Raw genomic sequence first — 17,957 nt, forward strand, 5'->3', positions numbered from 1 at the left:
AAAAATATATGATACTTAAGAATTTCAATGCTTATATACAAGTTTAACAAAGGTTGAACCTTTGTCAAGAAAAGTTAAAGTTTGCAAAATGTTGACACTTCATTGTTGATGTTAAAGCAATATGGTATTCTTAGTGTAATGTAATAGCAATTTTTTATGCTCCAACCTCTTGTCCTTATCTCTCTCGACGGATTCGGTATTAGCCCAATCGATGATAAAAATCCAATCGCCATGGCAAAAAAGCCGGTCATGGATGACCTGCTTGCGCACTACCCCTATGGAATACTTGATGCATCGGGCGTCGCCGTTGGGTTGCCCTGGGGCGAAGTGGGAAATTCCGAAGTGGGCCATTTGAATCTCGGCGCCGGGCTTGTCGTCTATCAGAGTCTGCCGAGAATCGGCATCTCTATCGAGAATAAAACGTTTTATAAAAATGAAATTTTTGTCCAGGCGGCTGAACACGTGAAAAAAAACAAATCTCGCCTGCATATCTTGGGTATTACCAGCACCGGCGGAGTGCATGGGCATATTGAACACATGAAAGCCCTGCTTCGCTTGGTTAAAGAACAGAAAATCAAAGATGTGTTTGTGCACGCGATCACCGATGGACGCGACTCTGCTCCGCAAGCCGGTGTGGGATTTATCCAGGATTTGCAAAAAACAATGAAAGAATTGAAAACCGGCACTATCGCAACACTCTGTGGCCGCTACTACGCCATGGATCGTAACAATGCATGGGATCGCACGCAACGCGCGTATGACCTCATCATGCTTGGCACAGGATCTCAGAGCACGGATCCGATCGCTGCCCTCAAAGACGCATATGCAAAAAAAATCGATGATGAAATGTTTGAACCGGTCTGCATCATCGATCGTAAGAAAAATCCAATCGCGCTGATTCAAGATAACGACGCAGTGATCTTTTCAAACTTCCGCGAAGACCGCGCACGCCAGATTGCTAGAGCCATCGGTGTTGGGGACTCCTTCGATGGATTTAAGCGCGAGAAACGCCCTGGCAATATATTTTTCGCCACCATGACAGAATACGAAGAAGGACTCCCATCCCATGTTGCCTTCCCGCCCCAGCATATCCAAAAACCATTTGGCGCGATCTTGGCCGAACAAGGCATGAAACAGCTCCGCATCGCAGAATCGGAAAAATACGCCCACGTTACCTACTTTTTCAATGGAGGAGAAGAAAAAACATATCCCGGCGAAGATCGCATCCTCGTCCCCTCTCCGAAAGTAAAAACGTATGACCTCAAACCAGAAATGAGCGCCTACGAAGTTGCAGACAAGCTCGTTGACGCCATCAAAAAAAAGAAATACGATTTCTGCCTTGTGAATTTTGCTAATCCCGATATGGTTGGACATACAGGAAATCTCGAAGCGACGGTCAAAGCAGTTGAAGTCATAGATGAATGTGTTGGTAAGGTCGTAGAAGCAAACAAAAAAGTAGGTGGGATTACCATGATCACGGCTGACCACGGAAACGCCGAAGGACTTGTCGATATGGTCACGGGGCGCGTGGACAAAGAACACTCAACCACGCCTGTGCCGTTCTATTTTATCGATGAAAGCAGACGAAAAGACAGAACACCTGAAGAAGTAGAGATGCTCAGGCATGAAGTAAATGTGATTGGCATCTTGGCTGATGTTGCGCCAACCATGCTCGATCTCATCAAACTGAAAGCTTCGCCGGAAATGACTGGTCGAAGCTTACTGAACGATTTGATGTAAAATTACAACTTCAATAGCTTCTCGAACGGTGCTGCATCCCTATACGGTCCGATCAGTGCGAGATTAATATTTCCTGTCTGAAACAGATTCTTTGCAACACGCATGATATCTTTCTGGGTAACCTTATTGAAAAGCTTTAATTTTTGTTCCGGTGTAAGTGTCGCGCCAGTAAGCACTTCCTGGCGCGCATACCACGACACGACATTCGAAGAATCTTCAAAGCTGATGGCGAGCTTTCCTTTTTTATAATCCTTACTGCGCTTCAGCTCCTGAGCTGTCACACCTCTTTCTCGGACTTTTTTGAGTTCGGCAAGAATAAGAGGGATTGCTTTTTCAAGCCGCGATTTATCCAATCCCGATTGCACGGAAAATACGCCCGTGTCATGATAGCTCTCGTGGCTCGCGTGAATTGAATAACAAAGACCATGCTTTTCCCGTATGGAAATAAACAGGCGCGAGCTCATGGTGCCGCCAAGAATCGTTGCAAGCAATTCAACTGCTTCCCGATCGACATGTCCATAGGGGTAGGCATGAAAGCCGAGCATAAGTTGAATCTGTTCCGTTTCTTTGTGGTAGATAATCGCTTTCGCCCTTGACGCTTGCAATCGGGAATATACTTCAAATGCGGCTTCTCCTTCTTTTTTGAATGCTTTTCCAAAATATTTTTTTGATAGCGACAATGCTTTTTGTTCATCAACATTACCGGCAATACCAACAACCACATTTCCGCCGGAATAATGCGCATCACGAAACTCCACCATATCTTTGCGATTTAACGCCATGATAATGGGGTCTTCCCCGCCGATATCCCACCCCAAGCTTGAACCCTCAAACATGAGTTGCTCTAACACAGTGTCGATGTGCATGACGGGGTTATCACGATACATGCGCAATTCTTCACAGATCACTGTTTTTTCGCGTGTGATTTCTTTTGCATCGAATTTTGAGTTGTAGAGCATATCAGAGACAATGTCGAGAGCAAGTTCAAGCTTATCCGCGCTGATCTTCACCCAGTATCCGGTAACATCTTTTGACGTATACGCATTATATGATGCGCCCGTTGCATCAAGCTCCTTGGAAATCGCTAACGAATTGGGGCGTTTTTTCGTACCCTTGAACATCATGTGCTCAATAAAATGCGAAATGCCGTTTATCCGTTTCTGCTCATAGCGGGATCCAACCGCAAAAATAACCAACACGGTAACTGTTTGTGTGTCTTTGAGGGGAGAAAGAAGAACACGGACGTTATTGGAAAGACGATGCTTTATATTCATAAAGGTACAAAAAAATTAATATCCTAATAATCCTGCAAAATATGGCGTGAGATCTGCGATGCCGATGCGCTCTTGACCCATAGTATCGCGATCACGCACGGTTACCTTCTGATCCTCCAGCGAATCAAAGTCAACCGTAAGACAATAGGGCGTGCCGACTTCGTCTTGCCGACGATAGCGCTTGCCTATCGAACCCGTCTCATCATACTGGCACATCCAATTCTTTTTGAGAGAAGTTGCAATCTCGCGGGCTTTTGTTGCAAGTGGTTCTTTTTTCGAGAGCGGCAGCACCGCAACTTTAATCGGAGCAAGGCTCTTGGGTAAGCGGAGGACCACTTCTTTTTCATGGACGGCCCCATCATCACCGCTTCGAGCGTCCACTTCTTCATACGCCGAACAGAGCACTGCGAGCACCGTACGATTCACACCCCATGTTGGCTCGATGCAGTGTGGGACAAATACTTCATTTGTAATCGGATCGCGATACGACATATCTTTACCGGACAATTTTGCATGGCTTGAAAGATCATGATCGGTTCGATAGGCCAATCCGTATAATTCCTTCTGTCCGAATGGAAATACAAACTCGGTATCAACGCTGCGTTTTGAATAATGCGCGCGATCAGATTCGGCAATCTCAACAAATTTTGTTGCACTTTCCGGCAGTCCTACGTCTTTGCACCATTGCTTTTGCAAATCAAGCCAGAAATCAAACCATTTCTGCCAATCGTTCGGGTGTACAAAATACTCTATTTCCATTTGTTCAAATTCACGCGTACGGAAAATAAAATTACCCGGCGTAATCTCATTGCGAAATGCCTTGCCGATTTGCGCAATGCCAAAGGGAAGCCGCAGGCGCATCTGTTCTTGAATAATTTTAAAATCCACAAATTGCCCCTGGGCTGTTTCCGGGCGCAAGTAGACCACATTATCTCTATCCTCTACGGGCCCCAGATGCGTGCGAAACATCATATTGAACTGTTTCGGCTCCGTCAGTTCGTTACCCGCAGGCGATTTTAAACCCAACTCCTGCACCTTACTCGACATCTGTTCAAACGTCATGCCCGATACTGCAACACCATGCTCTTCGAGAAGGTGGTCAAGTCGAAAGCGTTCATGCGTTTTTTTATCCTCAACAAGCGGATCATTAAATGTTGCAATATGTCCCGAAGCCTCCCAAACCTTCGGGTTCATGATAAGTGCCGAATCCACACCGACAACATCATCGCGTCCCTGAACAAATCGCTTCCACCACAATTGTTTAATATTGTTTTCCAGCTCTACGCCAAGAGGGCCGTAATCCCATGCATTCGCAAGTCCTCCATAAATCTCGCTGCCCGGAAATACAAAACCCCTCCGTTTGCAAAGTGAAATAAGCGCATCCATGTTTTCTACCATACATCGTATTATTTAATATATCCCTTTACCAAACTGTCAAAAACATCTCTGCTTCGCGCGATCTCTTGCGCATGTTCAAGCGATACTTTTTGACTGCGCACGAGGGAAGCGAGTTCAGTATCAAAACTCAGCATACCTTCCGCCCGAGAAGACGCAATGACATTGCCAAGCTGCTGCAAACGATTAGAAAGAATAAATGATCGTACTGAAGCATTATTGAGGAGTATTTCATGGACAGGAATACGCCCGCCGCCCATCTGCGGCACCAGCGCTTGTACGACAACAGCTTGCAATGTACCCGTGACCAACTGGCGCGCATAATCCTGCTCTTGGACGGGGAACATCGCAATGAGGCGCTCAATTGCGCGATTTGCCGAATCGGTATCAATAATGACAATCACAAGCATGCCGGCATTTGCATGCTCCAGCACCGAGCGCGTACATTCAGCGGATGAGAGTTCGCTCACAAGTAGTACGTCAACATCCTCATCGTCAAGGCTTGCGAGTCCGTCTTCAAAGCTTTTTACATCGCGGCCAACCTCCTGCTGATCGACAATGCTTTTGTTGCTCACAAGATTATATTCAATCGGCCGCTCAAGCGTAAGAATATGCTCCACGCGCGTACGGTTGATTTCCTCCAAAAGCGATACGGCAAGCGTAGTCCTACCCGAACCATACCGCCCTGCCACAATGATGAGCCCATGCGTTAATGCCGAAAGTTTTGTAATAACCTGCGGCATATTAAGCTCATGGAGAGTCACGGGGTTCAACGAAAGAAAGCGAATCGAGAGTGTCAAAAAACCTTCTTGATAAAAAAAATGGATTTTCGTTCTGATTTTATTGTCGAACACTTTTACCAGGACATAATCGCGTTTCTGCTCCAGGCTCTCGCGTTCGGCAGCAGAAAGCACCGACTCAACAATTGATTTAATTGAATCTTCAGTAAAAATGTCTTCTTCTTCCATATCATGGAGTGAGCCATCAATACGGATCATTGGCCGCGAACCAACACTAATATGAAGGTCGCTTGCTTCTTTCTTTATGCTTTCCGTTAAGAGTTTTCGGAATGCTAATGTTTGCGCTGTGTCCATTGTCAGTACGTAATGTGCATTAAAGAGGATTCCCACCTTTCGATTGGAATAACACTTCTAAACCTACCATGCGAATCGAAGCCACGCAAGAGGTCAATCCCCTCGGCTGATGCGCAAGATTTCTTCAATACTTGTAAACCCCCTAAGGCCTTTGAGAATCGCGTCTTGTTTGAATGTCACATGTCCCTGCCGCTTCATTTCTTTTTGAAGTTCGTCAACAGAAAATTTCCTACCCATCAATTCTTCAAGTTGGGGGGACATACCAAGCACCTCTGACACAACCGTCCGACCCTTATAACCGCTATTCTTGCATTTGTCGCATCCGCCAGGGCGGTAAAATTGCAACGATGCCCCTAAAGGAATATCAGTAAGAATATCTTTTGAAGTAATTGCTTCTATTTCTGTCCGGAATTCTTTCTCAAGATGTGGGGGTAAATCAGCAGCCTTTTTGCATTCTTGACAGAGCTTTCTCACCAACCGTTGGGCAAAAATGGTATTCAATGAAGCTGCGATCAAAAACGGCTCTACACCCATATCAATAAGGCGAGGGATAACCCCAAGGACATCTTTGGCATGAATAGTGGAAAGCATAAAGTGTCCGGTAAGAGCAGCTTGAGTTGCAAGTTCCGCGGTTTCACGATCGCGAATTTCACCGACCATCACGATATTCGGATCTTGGCGCAAGATAGCGCGCAGGCCTCCCGCAAACGTAAGGCCGACTTCCGTGTTGATCTGGACTTGATTGACGCCTTTCATAAAATATTCAACCGGATCTTCCAGTGTTGTAATGTTAACGCCTTCTTTATTGAGCGCCGAAAGCACTGCAAAAAGCGTCGTTGATTTGCCGGATCCAGTCGGTCCGCTTACAAGCACCACGCCGCTTGGACGTTCCATAATTTTCTTAAGCGCATCCAACGGATGCTGCCAAAAACCAAGTTCCTCGGGAGTAAATACTTTTTCTGTTGTAGGCAGGATACGCATCACAACCTTCTCATGCATGCCAAGCATGGGCAGCGTGGAAACGCGAAGATTCACATCTTCACCGTAGGCGACAAAACGGATGCGGCCGTCTTGCGGAATGCGCGTTTCATCGATTTTCAATTGTGCAAGCACCTTAATGCGCGCAACAATATTGGCATGGTGTGTTGCCGATAATGTCAAAAAAGTCTGTAGTACGCCATCGATACGGAAACGAATCCGTGATTCATCTTGAGCCGGCTCAATATGGATATCTGATGTTCCCACACTTACTGCCTCCTGAATGATAGATGCAACAATCTGTGCGATGGGAGCCTTGCGGATAATTTCAGAAAGGCGAGGGCGTTTTGCCACAACCACTTTTTCCGTTTCGAGCGTTTTGAGAGCAGTTGCTACTTCGTGTTTGAACTCGACATATCCGCGCAATACATTGCGGTATCCCGCAAGCGTCGTGATATAGAGCTTGTGTTTATACCCTTCGCTTTTTACCCAGAAATCAATAGCTTCCAACGCACGAAAATCACTGGGATCAACAAGCGCAATCTTAACCTCCTTATCTTTCTTTTCAAATAAGACAAGGGAATAGTTTTCGGCAACAGTCTGGGGAATAGTTGATAAAATCTCAAATGATACTTTTTCTTTTTCCAAATCAATGAACGGCAACCCATAGAGCTCGCCTTTAGCTGCCGCAAGGTCTTTCGCGCTCAAAAGGCCGCGTTTGACAAGTAATTCTTCCGGATCAGTGTGGCTTTTTCGCGCCTCATCAAGAATAATTTGGATTTTGTCACCCGCAACTGCCTTCTTTTCCAAAAGGAACTGAAAGAGCTTCTGTTGGCTTTGATTGAATGGTGTTATAAGCGGCACACAATAGAAATTATTCGCTAAAAGGTTTTGGATTGCCTACCACTCCCACGTCAATAGGAGTGGGAAGAGGGTTTTTCAACTGTTGAAACAACTCGGTGTCAATAAGTGATTTCCTCCAATCGACTTTTTTGATAATGACTTTCGCTTTTTGCTCCATTTCACCCACTACCACTTGCGGTGGGGCATTTTTCTTCACGATCATAAAAAGTACTGCAACAGTTGCGGCTATGCTTATCAGGGAAACGACAATAAGAAACTGATCGCGCGTAAGACGTTTTCCTTTGTGGGTTTCTTTAGTACCTTCGACTTTTTTTTCTTCAAATGGCATAGCTTGTTTTATTACTTCGTTTCATTATAATAGACCCTCATCGTAAGGCTTAGAAACTTTCCGCGAGGATCGAAGTCAACTGTTGTCACATCTGTCAAGCGCATTGACACTTCCAAATAATGGAGTATCTCTTTCATTTTTTCATATCCCACTCCCGACATCTTCATGCTGATGATGGATGATTTGACGCCCTGTACTGACGACGACGCGCTTTCAAGATTTCCGATATCAATAGATTGCACACCAACATTCATCTCACGGCCAAAACGTTCGAAGATAGCATAAATAGTCGGAATGTCAAGACCTGACGGCACTATGGTATCAATAATATTGGATTGCGATCCGTTGCCATATTCATCATACAAGTCTTCAAGGGGACGGAGCTGTGCTGCATAGATTTTCCTTTTATCCAAAAGCTCTCGAGCTGTGTCGATATTACTGCCTCCTCCGGGAAGGTATTTGTTTAATTCTGGTTTAAGCAGAAAGAAATACGTCGGCGCCAAGATACTTGCAAAAATAATAACAATAACAACAGGCATCACCTTGCCAAGAACTGTCGCAGCTGGATTGATAAGTTGTTTTTTTTCTCCTGCCATAAAATCATCTGTTAGTGGAAATTCGTTGCGCAGCATTTTTTTGAAGCACTAAATTCATAGAAAAATTTACACCGCTAATTTTTCCTTCCGAATCAAGAACGGCGGAAGCATTAGATATTTCTGCGCCACTGATAAATTCTTTTGATCGGGTAAACGACATAAGTTGCCTTCCAAGCGTCGTATAATCTCTCGCCACACCATTCACGCTTATCGACATATTGGGAGCTATAGAAATATTGATATAAGAGACTTCGGGCAGTGTAGCATTCTCGATTTTTTTGAACACATCGGACCAATACAGGTGTTCATCGAACAATGATTTAATAGCAACAAGCTTTGACTGGAATGCAATAAGCTCTTTCGACCTGCTTTCAAGTTTGCTAATTTCTTTTTCAACATCGGGCAGGGGACTTGTAACCGTTTCAAATGTCCGCTTTTGCAACTGACCATAAATAAGCACTCCCCCATAGGAAAGCGCTGCAAGCGCCAATGCGGCTACCACACTGATAGTAACGGTCTTAATACTCTTTTTTTCAATCTTTTTGGCTGCTTCCTTCATGATTTCTTTGGTCGCCAAATTCACCGTTACTGCAGACTTGCCGTCCGGCCGTTTCGCTTTCTTCTCTTTTTTTTCTTTCTCTTCATCGCGCTTCGGCGTTAGCGCAAGGTTAAGAAAATTTACATCTTCAGGCATAGGTAGTATTTATGCTAAAGTACTTCACGGAGCGCAAGACCGATTGATACGGAAAATTTCGGTCCGATTGTTGCCAATAACGGCTTAAGATCCTGTTGAAAATGCACACGCTCCCATGGATCTCCCAACACCACGCGCATATCAAGAACTTTTGAGAAATAATCAGCAATACCCGGCAATAATGCCGTACCTCCGGTTAAAATAATCTTTTCAATGGCTCCTGTTGCTTTGTCGGATGGCTTGACTGCATGATCTCGATACAAGTCGAGCGTGTAACGGATTTCGTGAAGAATCGGTTCAATACTGCTTTTTAAAATATCCGGTACGCCTCCCGCGCCAGAAGATTCATCATACGACAGGAGTCCTATATCCCTTTTAAGCTGTTCTGCTCTTTTTTGGTTGATATTGAGGCTATTCATAATGGCTCGTGTCATGGCATACCCTCCCGATTCAATACTGCGTCCCAGAAAGGGAACGGCATTTTCCACAATAATGAGATCTGTCGTTGCTGCACCAATCTCTACAATCATATGCTCGCCAGTATCGTCACCCACCAACGCCCGTGCTATTGCAAACATTTCCGTTTCAAGACTTTTCAGCGTAAGTCCGCTTTTCTGAAAGATCTCAGTATACCTATTAACCATTTCCCGTGATGCTCCCGTTACTAATATCTTGTATTGCGGTTGTTCTTCAGGTTCTTTTGATTCTTCCTTTTTTTTCTTCCCGATAGAAATCCCAAACCCGCCTTTTTTGGGGGGCGCATTGAGTATGCGGTAATCAAGAACAATTTCTTCAAGCGGCAGCGGGATGATTTTCTTCGCCTCCCAATGGATTGCGGAGGCAAGCTCTTCTTTCTTCATCGCCGGCAGTGTCATAAGTGATGTAAAAACAGAATACGTCGGCAGGGCGGCAATAGCAGAAGCAGTGCTACACTGGCTTTTTTGAAAGATTTGATTAATGAAATGTGCTATCGCTGTCGTATCCTGCCGCTCAATACCCAATATCTCCCCTTCGAAATGGTCTACAAACCCATAGGTAACAAGCTCAGCTACGCCTTCTTTTTTCCGCAGCTCGATAAGCTTGATACTTGACGTGCCAATATCAACTCCGATAACACTTACTTCTTTTTTTCCGAACAATCCCATTGTGGTTAAAATCAAAAATAACGTTCATGCGCTCCTATCATAAGTATACCATATCTCGTACGCTACGGCGACCATGTGGGCATTTTTTTCATCACATCCGATAATCCCGGGGGCATACTCACAAGAAGCCTGCCGTCATAGCTGATTTCCTCCGACCCGTCGCCTTCATAAACTCGCTCGAAAACAAACCCTTTTGCAATCATCATGCCATTGATCAGAAGTGGCAGTGCTCCGTCTGCCGCAAAGGAACAATCATTTCCATTGCTCGTTATCGCACCAGAAACACTGCGTACCGTTTCGTACTTTCCGGTGCCCGTATACATTTTATTCTCGGCAAAGAAAACACCGACAGCTTGAGATGTATATTGATTAATACTTTTACTCATGCAATCGGAAAAAAAGATATTCCCCGTTACACCTGTAGTATCATCGCTTTTTTTAAGGACAATCCATGCAACAGAAGCAAGCTTAGTAAGCTGATTAACTTGCGATGATTCGTAGTAGAGGCTGGAATCTATCTTGAGATTACCTCCGTTAACAACAAACGTAACACCCCCCTTTCCTTGAGCCGCATCGGCGATATTAAGAAATTTCATGGGATTGGTAACATGGAAATCCTTATTGTTTATGACAACAACAGTATTGGAAAGCGCATTGCAATGTTGAATGCCACCAATAAGGTTGCAGCCGTTCCCGCCATCGAGAATCGCGTCGGTTATTTCCACGTTTGCATTTTCGAGCACCTTTACCGGGTTACCGTAGGAGTTTTTGTTTGCACTATTTCTTTTGATAAGCTTTCCAATATCAAGAGACCCTATGGAGCTGCGCAACACTGCAGATGACGCATCCGCGCCCTCCTGTCGCTTTAAGACAGGCTGTGTTATTTCGGTCTTGGTAGTATCGTCTTCGGAGGAAGTTGGTGGTAATTTTTTTGTTCTACGGTGTTTTTTCAGCTGTTTCGACTCTCTCTCGTCGTCGTCATCGTCGTCGTCGGTATCTTCTTTTATTTTTTTAGAAAATTGCTTGCATGCGGCAGAGCTCAAATCACGGCATAATTCCTGCCAACCGGCATTTTTTTTGGGAGTATATAGAAGATAATCAACCGTTGAAACATTATTTTCACTCCCACTTCCAAAACCGGATAGACTATACGCATTTCCTCCGCTTACTCGAATGCCGGGGCCGACATAGGATGTTTTCCATCTCGACGCTTGCTTTGCGCGATTAAAACTAAAATTATTAATATCTTCAATGCAAAGCACGATTAGCGCATCACGATTCTGGGTTGGATCCAAAGCAATGATTCCATCAGCCTTGCTTTCGCAAATTGCTCTGTCTGCTTCGGCAATCGTACTGCCACTGAATACAATCCAGCCAACCGTCGCATTCCATGCCTTACCCTTAAACTCATTCTTCGCAGGGTCGTAGAGAAGACCATACTCAATTTTCCGCTGATCCCCTTCCTTTGTATCGCATCCTGTCTTCTGGTCTGATGCCGCAGTCCAGGTGTCAGGGGAAAGGCACACCCAGCCATTGTCGTCTTTTTTACCTTCAAGCGATAGTATTTTTATCCAACCCTTTACTTTGTTTGCTGCGGTCTTATTGCACTCAGCTTCGATTTCTTTGCGCAAATCGTCATTTTTCTTCGCTTGTTCTCTCGCTTTAGCGGCACATTCGGTCGGACTTGGATCTTTGTAAACTTGTACATAGGGGGTAGTGCCATCTGGCGCATTATTAAACCCTCCGCGATCTTTACAGGTTTTCCCCCAGCAGATATAGCCAAAGCGCGACCACGACCAGCCTGTCACATTCCCGAGAGGAGAACCCTTTCGCACATACTTCAAACCAAGCCCGCACGAACGCCTCGTACTTCCAAGATTGATATCAAAATGTTGTGCAATCCAGCCCATGGTGGAATTCCACGCTTTTCCGCCAAGCTTTACAGAATCACTGCCGGGTATACAACCATCATCTTCAGCAACAACCGGCCTGCCACTATACAGAGCCAGGGATATCAAAAAAATGCTAAGCGTTGCTATGCTTATGAAAAAAAGTATCTTTGTCCGCATGGCGGTCAGAATGGTTATGACTAACTTGATTTTTCCCTCTTTATAGTATATCCTACTTTTATGGAAGACACTACACTCGGCATACAGGAACTCATTGAACAATCGACTACTCACTTGCACAGAGTTCTTGTTCAGGCTGCCCAAATTGCCGCAGCGCAAGGAAAACGCAAAATAGAACCTTCGCATTTGTTTTTTGGTATCACCAACGAAGCAGAAATTTTTATTACGCATCTTGTACTGCGAAATACCGACCTTCCCGCTGTACATCTGCCCAAAAGCCGCATCGACCTCTCTATCAAAAGTCGCAAAATCCTAGAAAGTGCTGCAACGCTTGCCTACAATTTCCACCACACCCTTGTTGATATCCCTCATTTGTTCATGAGCCTTCTTTCCAGTAAAGACGAGCATATTCAGAGCATTCTCAAAGAATACCAAATCGATCCGCAAAGGGTGTATACGCACCTTGAATCACTTTTAAAAAACTCGGCAACAATCGGCGATTTACTCGACTATTTCATGCCTCAAGCAGAAAGCCCTTCGACCGCTCAGCAGGAAAATTCCCAGCACAACCACGATACCCAGCAGCCTGCAAAGGCAAGAAGGATTACTGCGCTTGAATATTTTTCCATTCAACTGACCGATAAACACCAGGCAGCACTCATTGACCCCGTTATCGGCCGCGAACGTGAAATTGATCGGCTTATGCGCATCTTGGCGCGCCGCACTAAAAACAATCCCATCCTCGTCGGCGCACCCGGCGTGGGAAAGACAGCCATCGTTGAGGGACTTGCCAAGCGCATTGCAGAAGGAAATGTACCGTCGGTATTCCGTTCCAAAAAAATCTGTTCTCTCAACTTAACATCACTTGTTGCCGGCAGCGCCTTCCGCGGCGAACTTGAAATGAGGTTTAAGCAGCTTTTGGATGACGTGAAGCAAGATGAAAACGTCATACTGTTTATCGATGAAATACACAACCTTGTGGGCGCAGGATCATCAAATGGCGCGCTTGATGCGGCAAATATTCTGAAACCAGCGCTTGCACGGGGCGAACTGCGCTGTATTGGAGCCACCACACCGCAGGAATATAAGAAATACATTGAGGAAGACCCCGCACTCGAACGCAGATTTCAGCCGATACTCATTGAACAACCCTCTTTGGAAGAATCAATTGCCATTATCAATGGCTTGGTCCCCCACTATGAACAGTATCACAGAGTATCTGTCGCACCCGAGGCAGTTCGAGCATCGGTACACCTTTCTGATCGCTATATCACCGACAAAAACCTACCGGATAAGGCACTGGACCTTATTGATGAAGCTGCTGCAAAAATAAAAATAGAATCAACGCGCTACCCGCTTATCCAATCCCTTGAACAGGCGGAATTCCAGGCGGGTGAACTGGTCAAACAGCGTGAAGCGTATTATGCGCAGAACGAACTTGTGCGCGCCAATTTTGTGCAAATTCAAGAAGCGGAAGTCCAGATGGTAATTCAGACGCTTCAAAAGCAGCTCGAAGGACACGACACGCGCACTATAGGCAGAATTACCCCCGAACAGATTGCGGATATTATCTCTTCAACAACAGGTATACCCATCTCATCCCTTATCCGCAGTGAACGCGAAGAACTCCTCAACCTTGAAGATCTCCTTTCAGAAAAAATTATTGGTCAGCTCGAAGCAAAACGCCTCATAGCAAACTCTTTGCGACGAGCAAAAGCCGGTTTGCGGCAATCAGGAAGACCAATAGCATCATTCTTATTCTTGGGCCCCAGTGGAGTGGGCAAAACAGAACTGGCAAAAGAACTTTCCCGACTGATGTTCGGCAAGCAAGGCCTTGTTAAGCTTGATATGTCGGAATTTTCCGAAAGCTTTACTATCTCACGGCTTATTGGAGCGCCATCGGGATATATCGGCTACAAAGAAGGTGGACGCCTCACAGAAAGCGTCAAAGCCCACCCACACTCACTTGTGTTATTTGACGAAATAGAAAAAGCCCACCCGCGCATTCTCAATATTCTTCTCCAGATTCTTGAAGACGGCTGCCTCACGGACGCTGCGGGCAAAAAAGTAGACTTTTCTAATACACTTATTATTCTCACCTCGAATATTGGAGCAAAGCTATTCTCTGAAGATAAGCGCCTGGGCTTTGCGTCTTCACGAGAAAAAACATATAGCGCCCCCCATGATGCAATTCAAAAAGAATTAAAAGAATGCTTAAGCCCGGAACTGCTTAGTCGACTTACCCATACGGTTGTGTTTGACCCTCTTAAAAATGAAGATTTACTGCAGATAGCTCAACTTCACATGAGCTCTATCAATACCCGACTGAACGAACAAGGTGTTGTTGTCACATGGACGCCAAAAACCTGTCAGCACATCATCAGCTGTGCACAACAACAAGAAAGCCAGGGTGCGCGCCACTTACGGACAATCATTGAACAAGAAGTCGAACATGCAATTGCCGAGCTGCTATTGAGAAATCCCGACAAGCGCGGAACAATCCTTTGCGATGTGCGAAAGAGTGCACTTTATACAAAATGGAAATAATCATGTACCATTAAAGGAGGGAACATGGCACAAGGAGTCGCTGTACAAGACCAGGAAATGGCGATGCAGCAAGCGCAATTTCAGCAAATGCAGCAACAGCAGAGCATGAGCGCTAAGCTTGCTTTACTGTCGCGGAAAAGAAGATTGGCACAGCGATTGCTGGCGGAAGCGCGTTTTCGGCGCGATCGCGCCTCGGAACATGACGATACGTACTTTCAATTTTTGTTTAGTTTTGTGAGTGTTGTGGATGGAGCCGACCTATTTGATGGGATCATAGGGTTTATCATCATGCTATTTACCGGTTGGGTCCCGGGTCTTATTATTGCACTTTTCGTATGGGGGCCAAGAAACTATGTATGGAAAGGTGATACCAATAGCATATTACTGCGCATAGCGCAATTTGTTATCAAGCTCACTCCCTGGGGCAGAGCGCTTCCCGCCAACAGCTTTAATGTCATGGTGCATTGGATTGCTTCCATCGAACACAAAGAAAAAGATTTGATTATGGCCCATCTCTATGAACGTAAAGCAAAAAGAATTTTGAAACGTAAACATTAGCATTAGTTTTTATGAATTGGAAACGCATACTTCTCATACTAGGTTTTATTCTCCTTGTTATCGTATTTGCAGTCCTTCTCTACTTCCTCTTTTTCGCTCCCAAAAAACCGGCTCCGCTGCCCGTTGTTCCCGCGGTGCCTATCGGCGGACTGCCGACCGTCCCGGGAGCTGATCGCCCCCCTATCCCACCGGGTGCGCCAACACCACCCACTCCTACTCCCCCCGTTGGCCTTGCCCCCGACATTCCGGTTGTAGGCAGGGAACTTCCGCCAACTGCCCAGCTAGCTCAAGGGGGACCGGTGAGGATGGCGATTCTCGAGACAAACAAAAACATCAATCCGCGATTAGCCTCTGACGGAAAGAGTCTTGTAACCTTTGATTCTTCCACGGGCAAAGCCTATCGAGTTACGCCAAACGGCGTTCTTGAACCGCTTACTGACCAGTCATTCGCCGGCGCATATAATGTAAAATTTTCTCCCCAAGCCGACAAAGCCGTGTTTCAATTCCCTGACACTTCGAATATTGTCTACGACTTTACAAACAAAAAATCGTATGTCTTGCCCAAACACTGGGACACGTTCGACTTTTCACCCGCAGGAGACCAGCTTGCCTTCAAAAGCCTTGGTGATGACCCCGACAACCAATGGCTCGCCATATCCAATATCGATGGTACCGGCGCGCGTGGTATCGAACACCTAGGCGCCAAAGCGGGGTTGTTCACGCCAAGTTGGTCGCCATCAGACCAGATTGTCGGATCCTTCCGCGAGGGAGTGGATTTCAACAGGCAGAAAATATTTTTCATCGGGAAAAATAAAGAAAATTTCAGAAGCATGATTATCGATGGCAGAGGGTTGGAATATATCTGGTCACCGGATGGCGACAAAATACTCTATAGCATCTACACCACTCAATCGGAATATAATCCGGAACTTTGGATTATTGATGCGATTGGCGAATCCATCGGCAACAATAAAAGGCATATCACCGTGCAAACATGGGCGCATAAATGCACCTTTACGAACAACAATACCGCCTACTGCGCGGTGCCAAAAGAACTCATCACGGGCGCAGGGCTTCTGCCATCCTATGGAGATACAGGGGAAGATGAGATTTACAAACTTGACCTAACAACAGGCACAAAAACAAAAATAGCTGAACCATCGGAACGGCATACGATTAGCAGCATTGTCGTTTCAAAAGACGAAACACTCCTCTACTTTACCGATAAGGATACCGGGCAGATTTATAAGATTGATTTGAAGTAGTTAAAATTGGCAAAACGTATGGTGAAACGTTTTCTTATTGGTGTAGTAGTTTTGAACGCCCTGTTTTTTTGTACCCTGCCAGTCTTTGCCGCGCCCATAGAATCAACAAGCGCCATTCCAGAACCGCCTCTCCTAAGGCTTCAGGTTCCGCTCGGAGATATTACGGGATTCAGTAAAGAGCCGGGAGGGCAGAACATAACCGCTTACCTTGCCATAGCATACCAATGGCTTATACGAGCAGCCGTAGTGCTTTCGGTACTGATGTTTATCATTGCCGGATTCATGTGGCTGACCGCCGGAGGAGAATCGGAACAGATTAAAAAATCTCAAGAGATTATCAAAAACACGCTCATCGGCCTTATGCTTGCGTTTGGCTCCTATGCCATTCTTTGGAATACCAATCCCAAGCTTGTCCAGCCGCTTAACTTGCGATTAGACAAAATCGAAGGTAAAGAGCTTGAAATTGAAAAGGTGCCTCTTACAGAATCATGTGAGGAGATCTGTAAAAAAACTGCTGAGGGTAAAGGTACCTCATGGACATCATCCGGCGGCACAATCGATGCATGCACGCCTCCGTCAGAAACAACCGTAAATCAGACTGTTGAAGCATGCGTCAAAGGAGCACAGCTTGTCTGCAAATGTACATTTCTCGTGCAGACAGCAGGAGCGCCGAATTGCAGAACAAACGGATGCGGCTCACAGTATTTCTGCGATTTGCCAAGCAATACCTGTAAAGACCGCTTAGCGGAGAACGCACTATGCGACCTTACGATTTCTAACCACTGCGCAGATGGGTTAATCTGCAAAGATGTTTCGGGTACTAAGAAATGCACTCGGGATGTTGCGACTACGACACAGGGAACGTGTTGTTATCATACCTATCAAGCTGGACAAGATCTGTCTGGCGCTGCGGTCGACCTCCCCGTTGCCCAAGGACCCACTGCCATGAGCCAAGCTGATTGTATGGCGAAAGGTCCTACGCGAGCAACGGGAACGAATAAATCCTGGTGGTTTTGTCAAAGCGTCATAACGCCGACAGAAAGCTGCGGCGCACGAAGAGATTTGTCTGCGGCATATCCTTCTGTAACAATACCTGATGGCCATGGAGGGTTTAAGGCTGGAACGCCGACCGAGTGGATACCCCACGCAGTCAGTCAACCCGACAAATGTGTTTTGTTTAGATACGGAACAAATCCTACTCTTTTCAACGGACAACCCGTTCCGTAAGTCAGATATGTTGCGATTTCAATGTTATTGTAAAAAATCAGCGCGACTTGCTTCTTTGTTTTTTATTACTATTCTGTTTCTGGGAATATGCACATCTTTCGTATACGCCGATGACCAAACGCTTAAATTGCAAGTCCCCGCCCCCTCAATAGGCACAGACCTTACACTCTGCAGTGGCACAGG

Annotated in this window: 14 protein-coding genes; 5 read left to right on the forward strand and 9 right to left on the reverse strand. The window is 45.7% G+C overall.

Annotated features, from left to right (window positions below; all coding sequences use genetic code 11):
* The first annotated feature begins 156 nt into the window (after positions 1–156).
* Positions 157–1,740 (forward strand): 2,3-bisphosphoglycerate-independent phosphoglycerate mutase, encoded by a 1,584-nt coding sequence (gpmI, locus tag AAB400_02530; protein ID MEK7648774.1) that lies wholly within the window; start codon positions 157–159, stop codon positions 1,738–1,740.
* A 2-nt stretch (positions 1,741–1,742) separates the two neighbouring features.
* Here the strand turns inward: gpmI and AAB400_02535 are convergent, their stop codons facing one another.
* The 9 genes from AAB400_02535 to AAB400_02575 form a co-directional block, all read right to left on the reverse strand.
* Complete coding sequence (locus tag AAB400_02535) at positions 1,743–3,014, reverse strand: pitrilysin family protein (protein MEK7648775.1); 1,272 nt, start codon at positions 3,012–3,014, stop codon at positions 1,743–1,745.
* A 15-nt stretch (positions 3,015–3,029) separates the two neighbouring features.
* On the reverse strand, positions 3,030–4,412 hold the full coding sequence (locus AAB400_02540; protein ID MEK7648776.1) for a glycine--tRNA ligase: 1,383 nt from the start codon (positions 4,410–4,412) through the stop codon (positions 3,030–3,032).
* An 8-nt stretch (positions 4,413–4,420) separates the two neighbouring features.
* Positions 4,421–5,503, reverse strand: coding sequence for an ATPase, T2SS/T4P/T4SS family (locus AAB400_02545; GenBank protein MEK7648777.1), 1,083 nt, complete (start codon positions 5,501–5,503; stop codon positions 4,421–4,423).
* Positions 5,504–5,596: 93 nt separating this feature from the next.
* Positions 5,597–7,345 carry an ATPase, T2SS/T4P/T4SS family gene (locus AAB400_02550; GenBank protein MEK7648778.1) on the reverse strand — a complete coding sequence of 583 codons (1,749 nt, stop codon included), beginning with the start codon at positions 7,343–7,345 and terminating at the stop codon, positions 5,597–5,599.
* A gap of 10 nt (positions 7,346–7,355) precedes the next feature.
* The gene (locus tag AAB400_02555) at positions 7,356–7,673 is read right to left on the reverse strand and encodes a hypothetical protein (GenBank protein ID MEK7648779.1); all 318 of its coding nucleotides are present in this window, start codon (positions 7,671–7,673) and stop codon (positions 7,356–7,358) included.
* 11 nt (positions 7,674–7,684) lie between these two features.
* Positions 7,685–8,269, reverse strand: coding sequence for a hypothetical protein (locus AAB400_02560; protein ID MEK7648780.1), 585 nt, complete (start codon positions 8,267–8,269; stop codon positions 7,685–7,687).
* Positions 8,270–8,273: 4 nt separating this feature from the next.
* The gene (locus AAB400_02565) at positions 8,274–8,963 is read right to left on the reverse strand and encodes a hypothetical protein (protein ID MEK7648781.1); all 690 of its coding nucleotides are present in this window, start codon (positions 8,961–8,963) and stop codon (positions 8,274–8,276) included.
* Positions 8,964–8,977: 14 nt separating this feature from the next.
* On the reverse strand, positions 8,978–10,108 hold the full coding sequence (pilM, locus tag AAB400_02570) for a type IV pilus assembly protein PilM (protein MEK7648782.1): 1,131 nt from the start codon (positions 10,106–10,108) through the stop codon (positions 8,978–8,980).
* Between the two features lie 62 nt (positions 10,109–10,170).
* Positions 10,171–12,177: a hypothetical protein gene (locus AAB400_02575; protein ID MEK7648783.1), complete on the reverse strand. Its 2,007-nt coding sequence runs from the start codon at positions 12,175–12,177 to the stop codon at positions 10,171–10,173.
* A 60-nt stretch (positions 12,178–12,237) separates the two neighbouring features.
* On the opposite strand from AAB400_02575, the gene AAB400_02580 reads away from it, so the two are divergent.
* Genes AAB400_02580 through AAB400_02595 form a run of 4 tightly spaced genes read left to right on the forward strand, consistent with a single transcriptional unit; the run spans position 12,238 to position 17,774 of the window.
* Positions 12,238–14,724, forward strand: a complete 2,487-nt coding sequence (locus tag AAB400_02580; GenBank protein ID MEK7648784.1) for an ATP-dependent Clp protease ATP-binding subunit — start codon at positions 12,238–12,240, stop codon at positions 14,722–14,724.
* A 24-nt stretch (positions 14,725–14,748) separates the two neighbouring features.
* Positions 14,749–15,282, forward strand: a complete 534-nt coding sequence (locus tag AAB400_02585) for a hypothetical protein (protein ID MEK7648785.1) — start codon at positions 14,749–14,751, stop codon at positions 15,280–15,282.
* Positions 15,283–15,293: 11 nt separating this feature from the next.
* Positions 15,294–16,547, forward strand: coding sequence for a hypothetical protein (locus AAB400_02590; protein ID MEK7648786.1), 1,254 nt, complete (start codon positions 15,294–15,296; stop codon positions 16,545–16,547).
* 18 nt (positions 16,548–16,565) lie between these two features.
* Positions 16,566–17,774, forward strand: coding sequence for a pilin (locus tag AAB400_02595; protein ID MEK7648787.1), 1,209 nt, complete (start codon positions 16,566–16,568; stop codon positions 17,772–17,774).
* Positions 17,775–17,957: the final 183 nt, after the last annotated feature.

Source organism: Patescibacteria group bacterium (assembly GCA_038065255.1).
GTDB lineage: Bacteria > Patescibacteriota > Patescibacteriia > JACQRZ01 > JACQRZ01 > JBBTRI01.

Coding starts and splice junctions, on each gene's coding strand:
- AAB400_02595 (MEK7648787.1), top strand. CDS start 16,566: ATGGTGAAACGTTTTCTTATTGGTGTAGTAGTTTTGAACGCCCTGTTT.
- AAB400_02540 (MEK7648776.1), bottom strand. CDS start 4,412: ATGGTAGAAAACATGGATGCGCTTATTTCACTTTGCAAACGGAGGGGT.
- AAB400_02555 (MEK7648779.1), bottom strand. CDS start 7,673: ATGCCATTTGAAGAAAAAAAAGTCGAAGGTACTAAAGAAACCCACAAA.
- pilM (MEK7648782.1), bottom strand. CDS start 10,108: ATGGGATTGTTCGGAAAAAAAGAAGTAAGTGTTATCGGAGTTGATATT.
- AAB400_02575 (MEK7648783.1), bottom strand. CDS start 12,177: ATGCGGACAAAGATACTTTTTTTCATAAGCATAGCAACGCTTAGCATT.
- AAB400_02565 (MEK7648781.1), bottom strand. CDS start 8,963: ATGCCTGAAGATGTAAATTTTCTTAACCTTGCGCTAACGCCGAAGCGC.
- AAB400_02560 (MEK7648780.1), bottom strand. CDS start 8,269: ATGGCAGGAGAAAAAAAACAACTTATCAATCCAGCTGCGACAGTTCTT.
- AAB400_02545 (MEK7648777.1), bottom strand. CDS start 5,503: ATGGACACAGCGCAAACATTAGCATTCCGAAAACTCTTAACGGAAAGC.
- AAB400_02590 (MEK7648786.1), top strand. CDS start 15,294: ATGAATTGGAAACGCATACTTCTCATACTAGGTTTTATTCTCCTTGTT.
- gpmI (MEK7648774.1), top strand. CDS start 157: ATGCTCCAACCTCTTGTCCTTATCTCTCTCGACGGATTCGGTATTAGC.
- AAB400_02535 (MEK7648775.1), bottom strand. CDS start 3,014: ATGAATATAAAGCATCGTCTTTCCAATAACGTCCGTGTTCTTCTTTCT.
- AAB400_02580 (MEK7648784.1), top strand. CDS start 12,238: ATGGAAGACACTACACTCGGCATACAGGAACTCATTGAACAATCGACT.
- AAB400_02585 (MEK7648785.1), top strand. CDS start 14,749: ATGGCACAAGGAGTCGCTGTACAAGACCAGGAAATGGCGATGCAGCAA.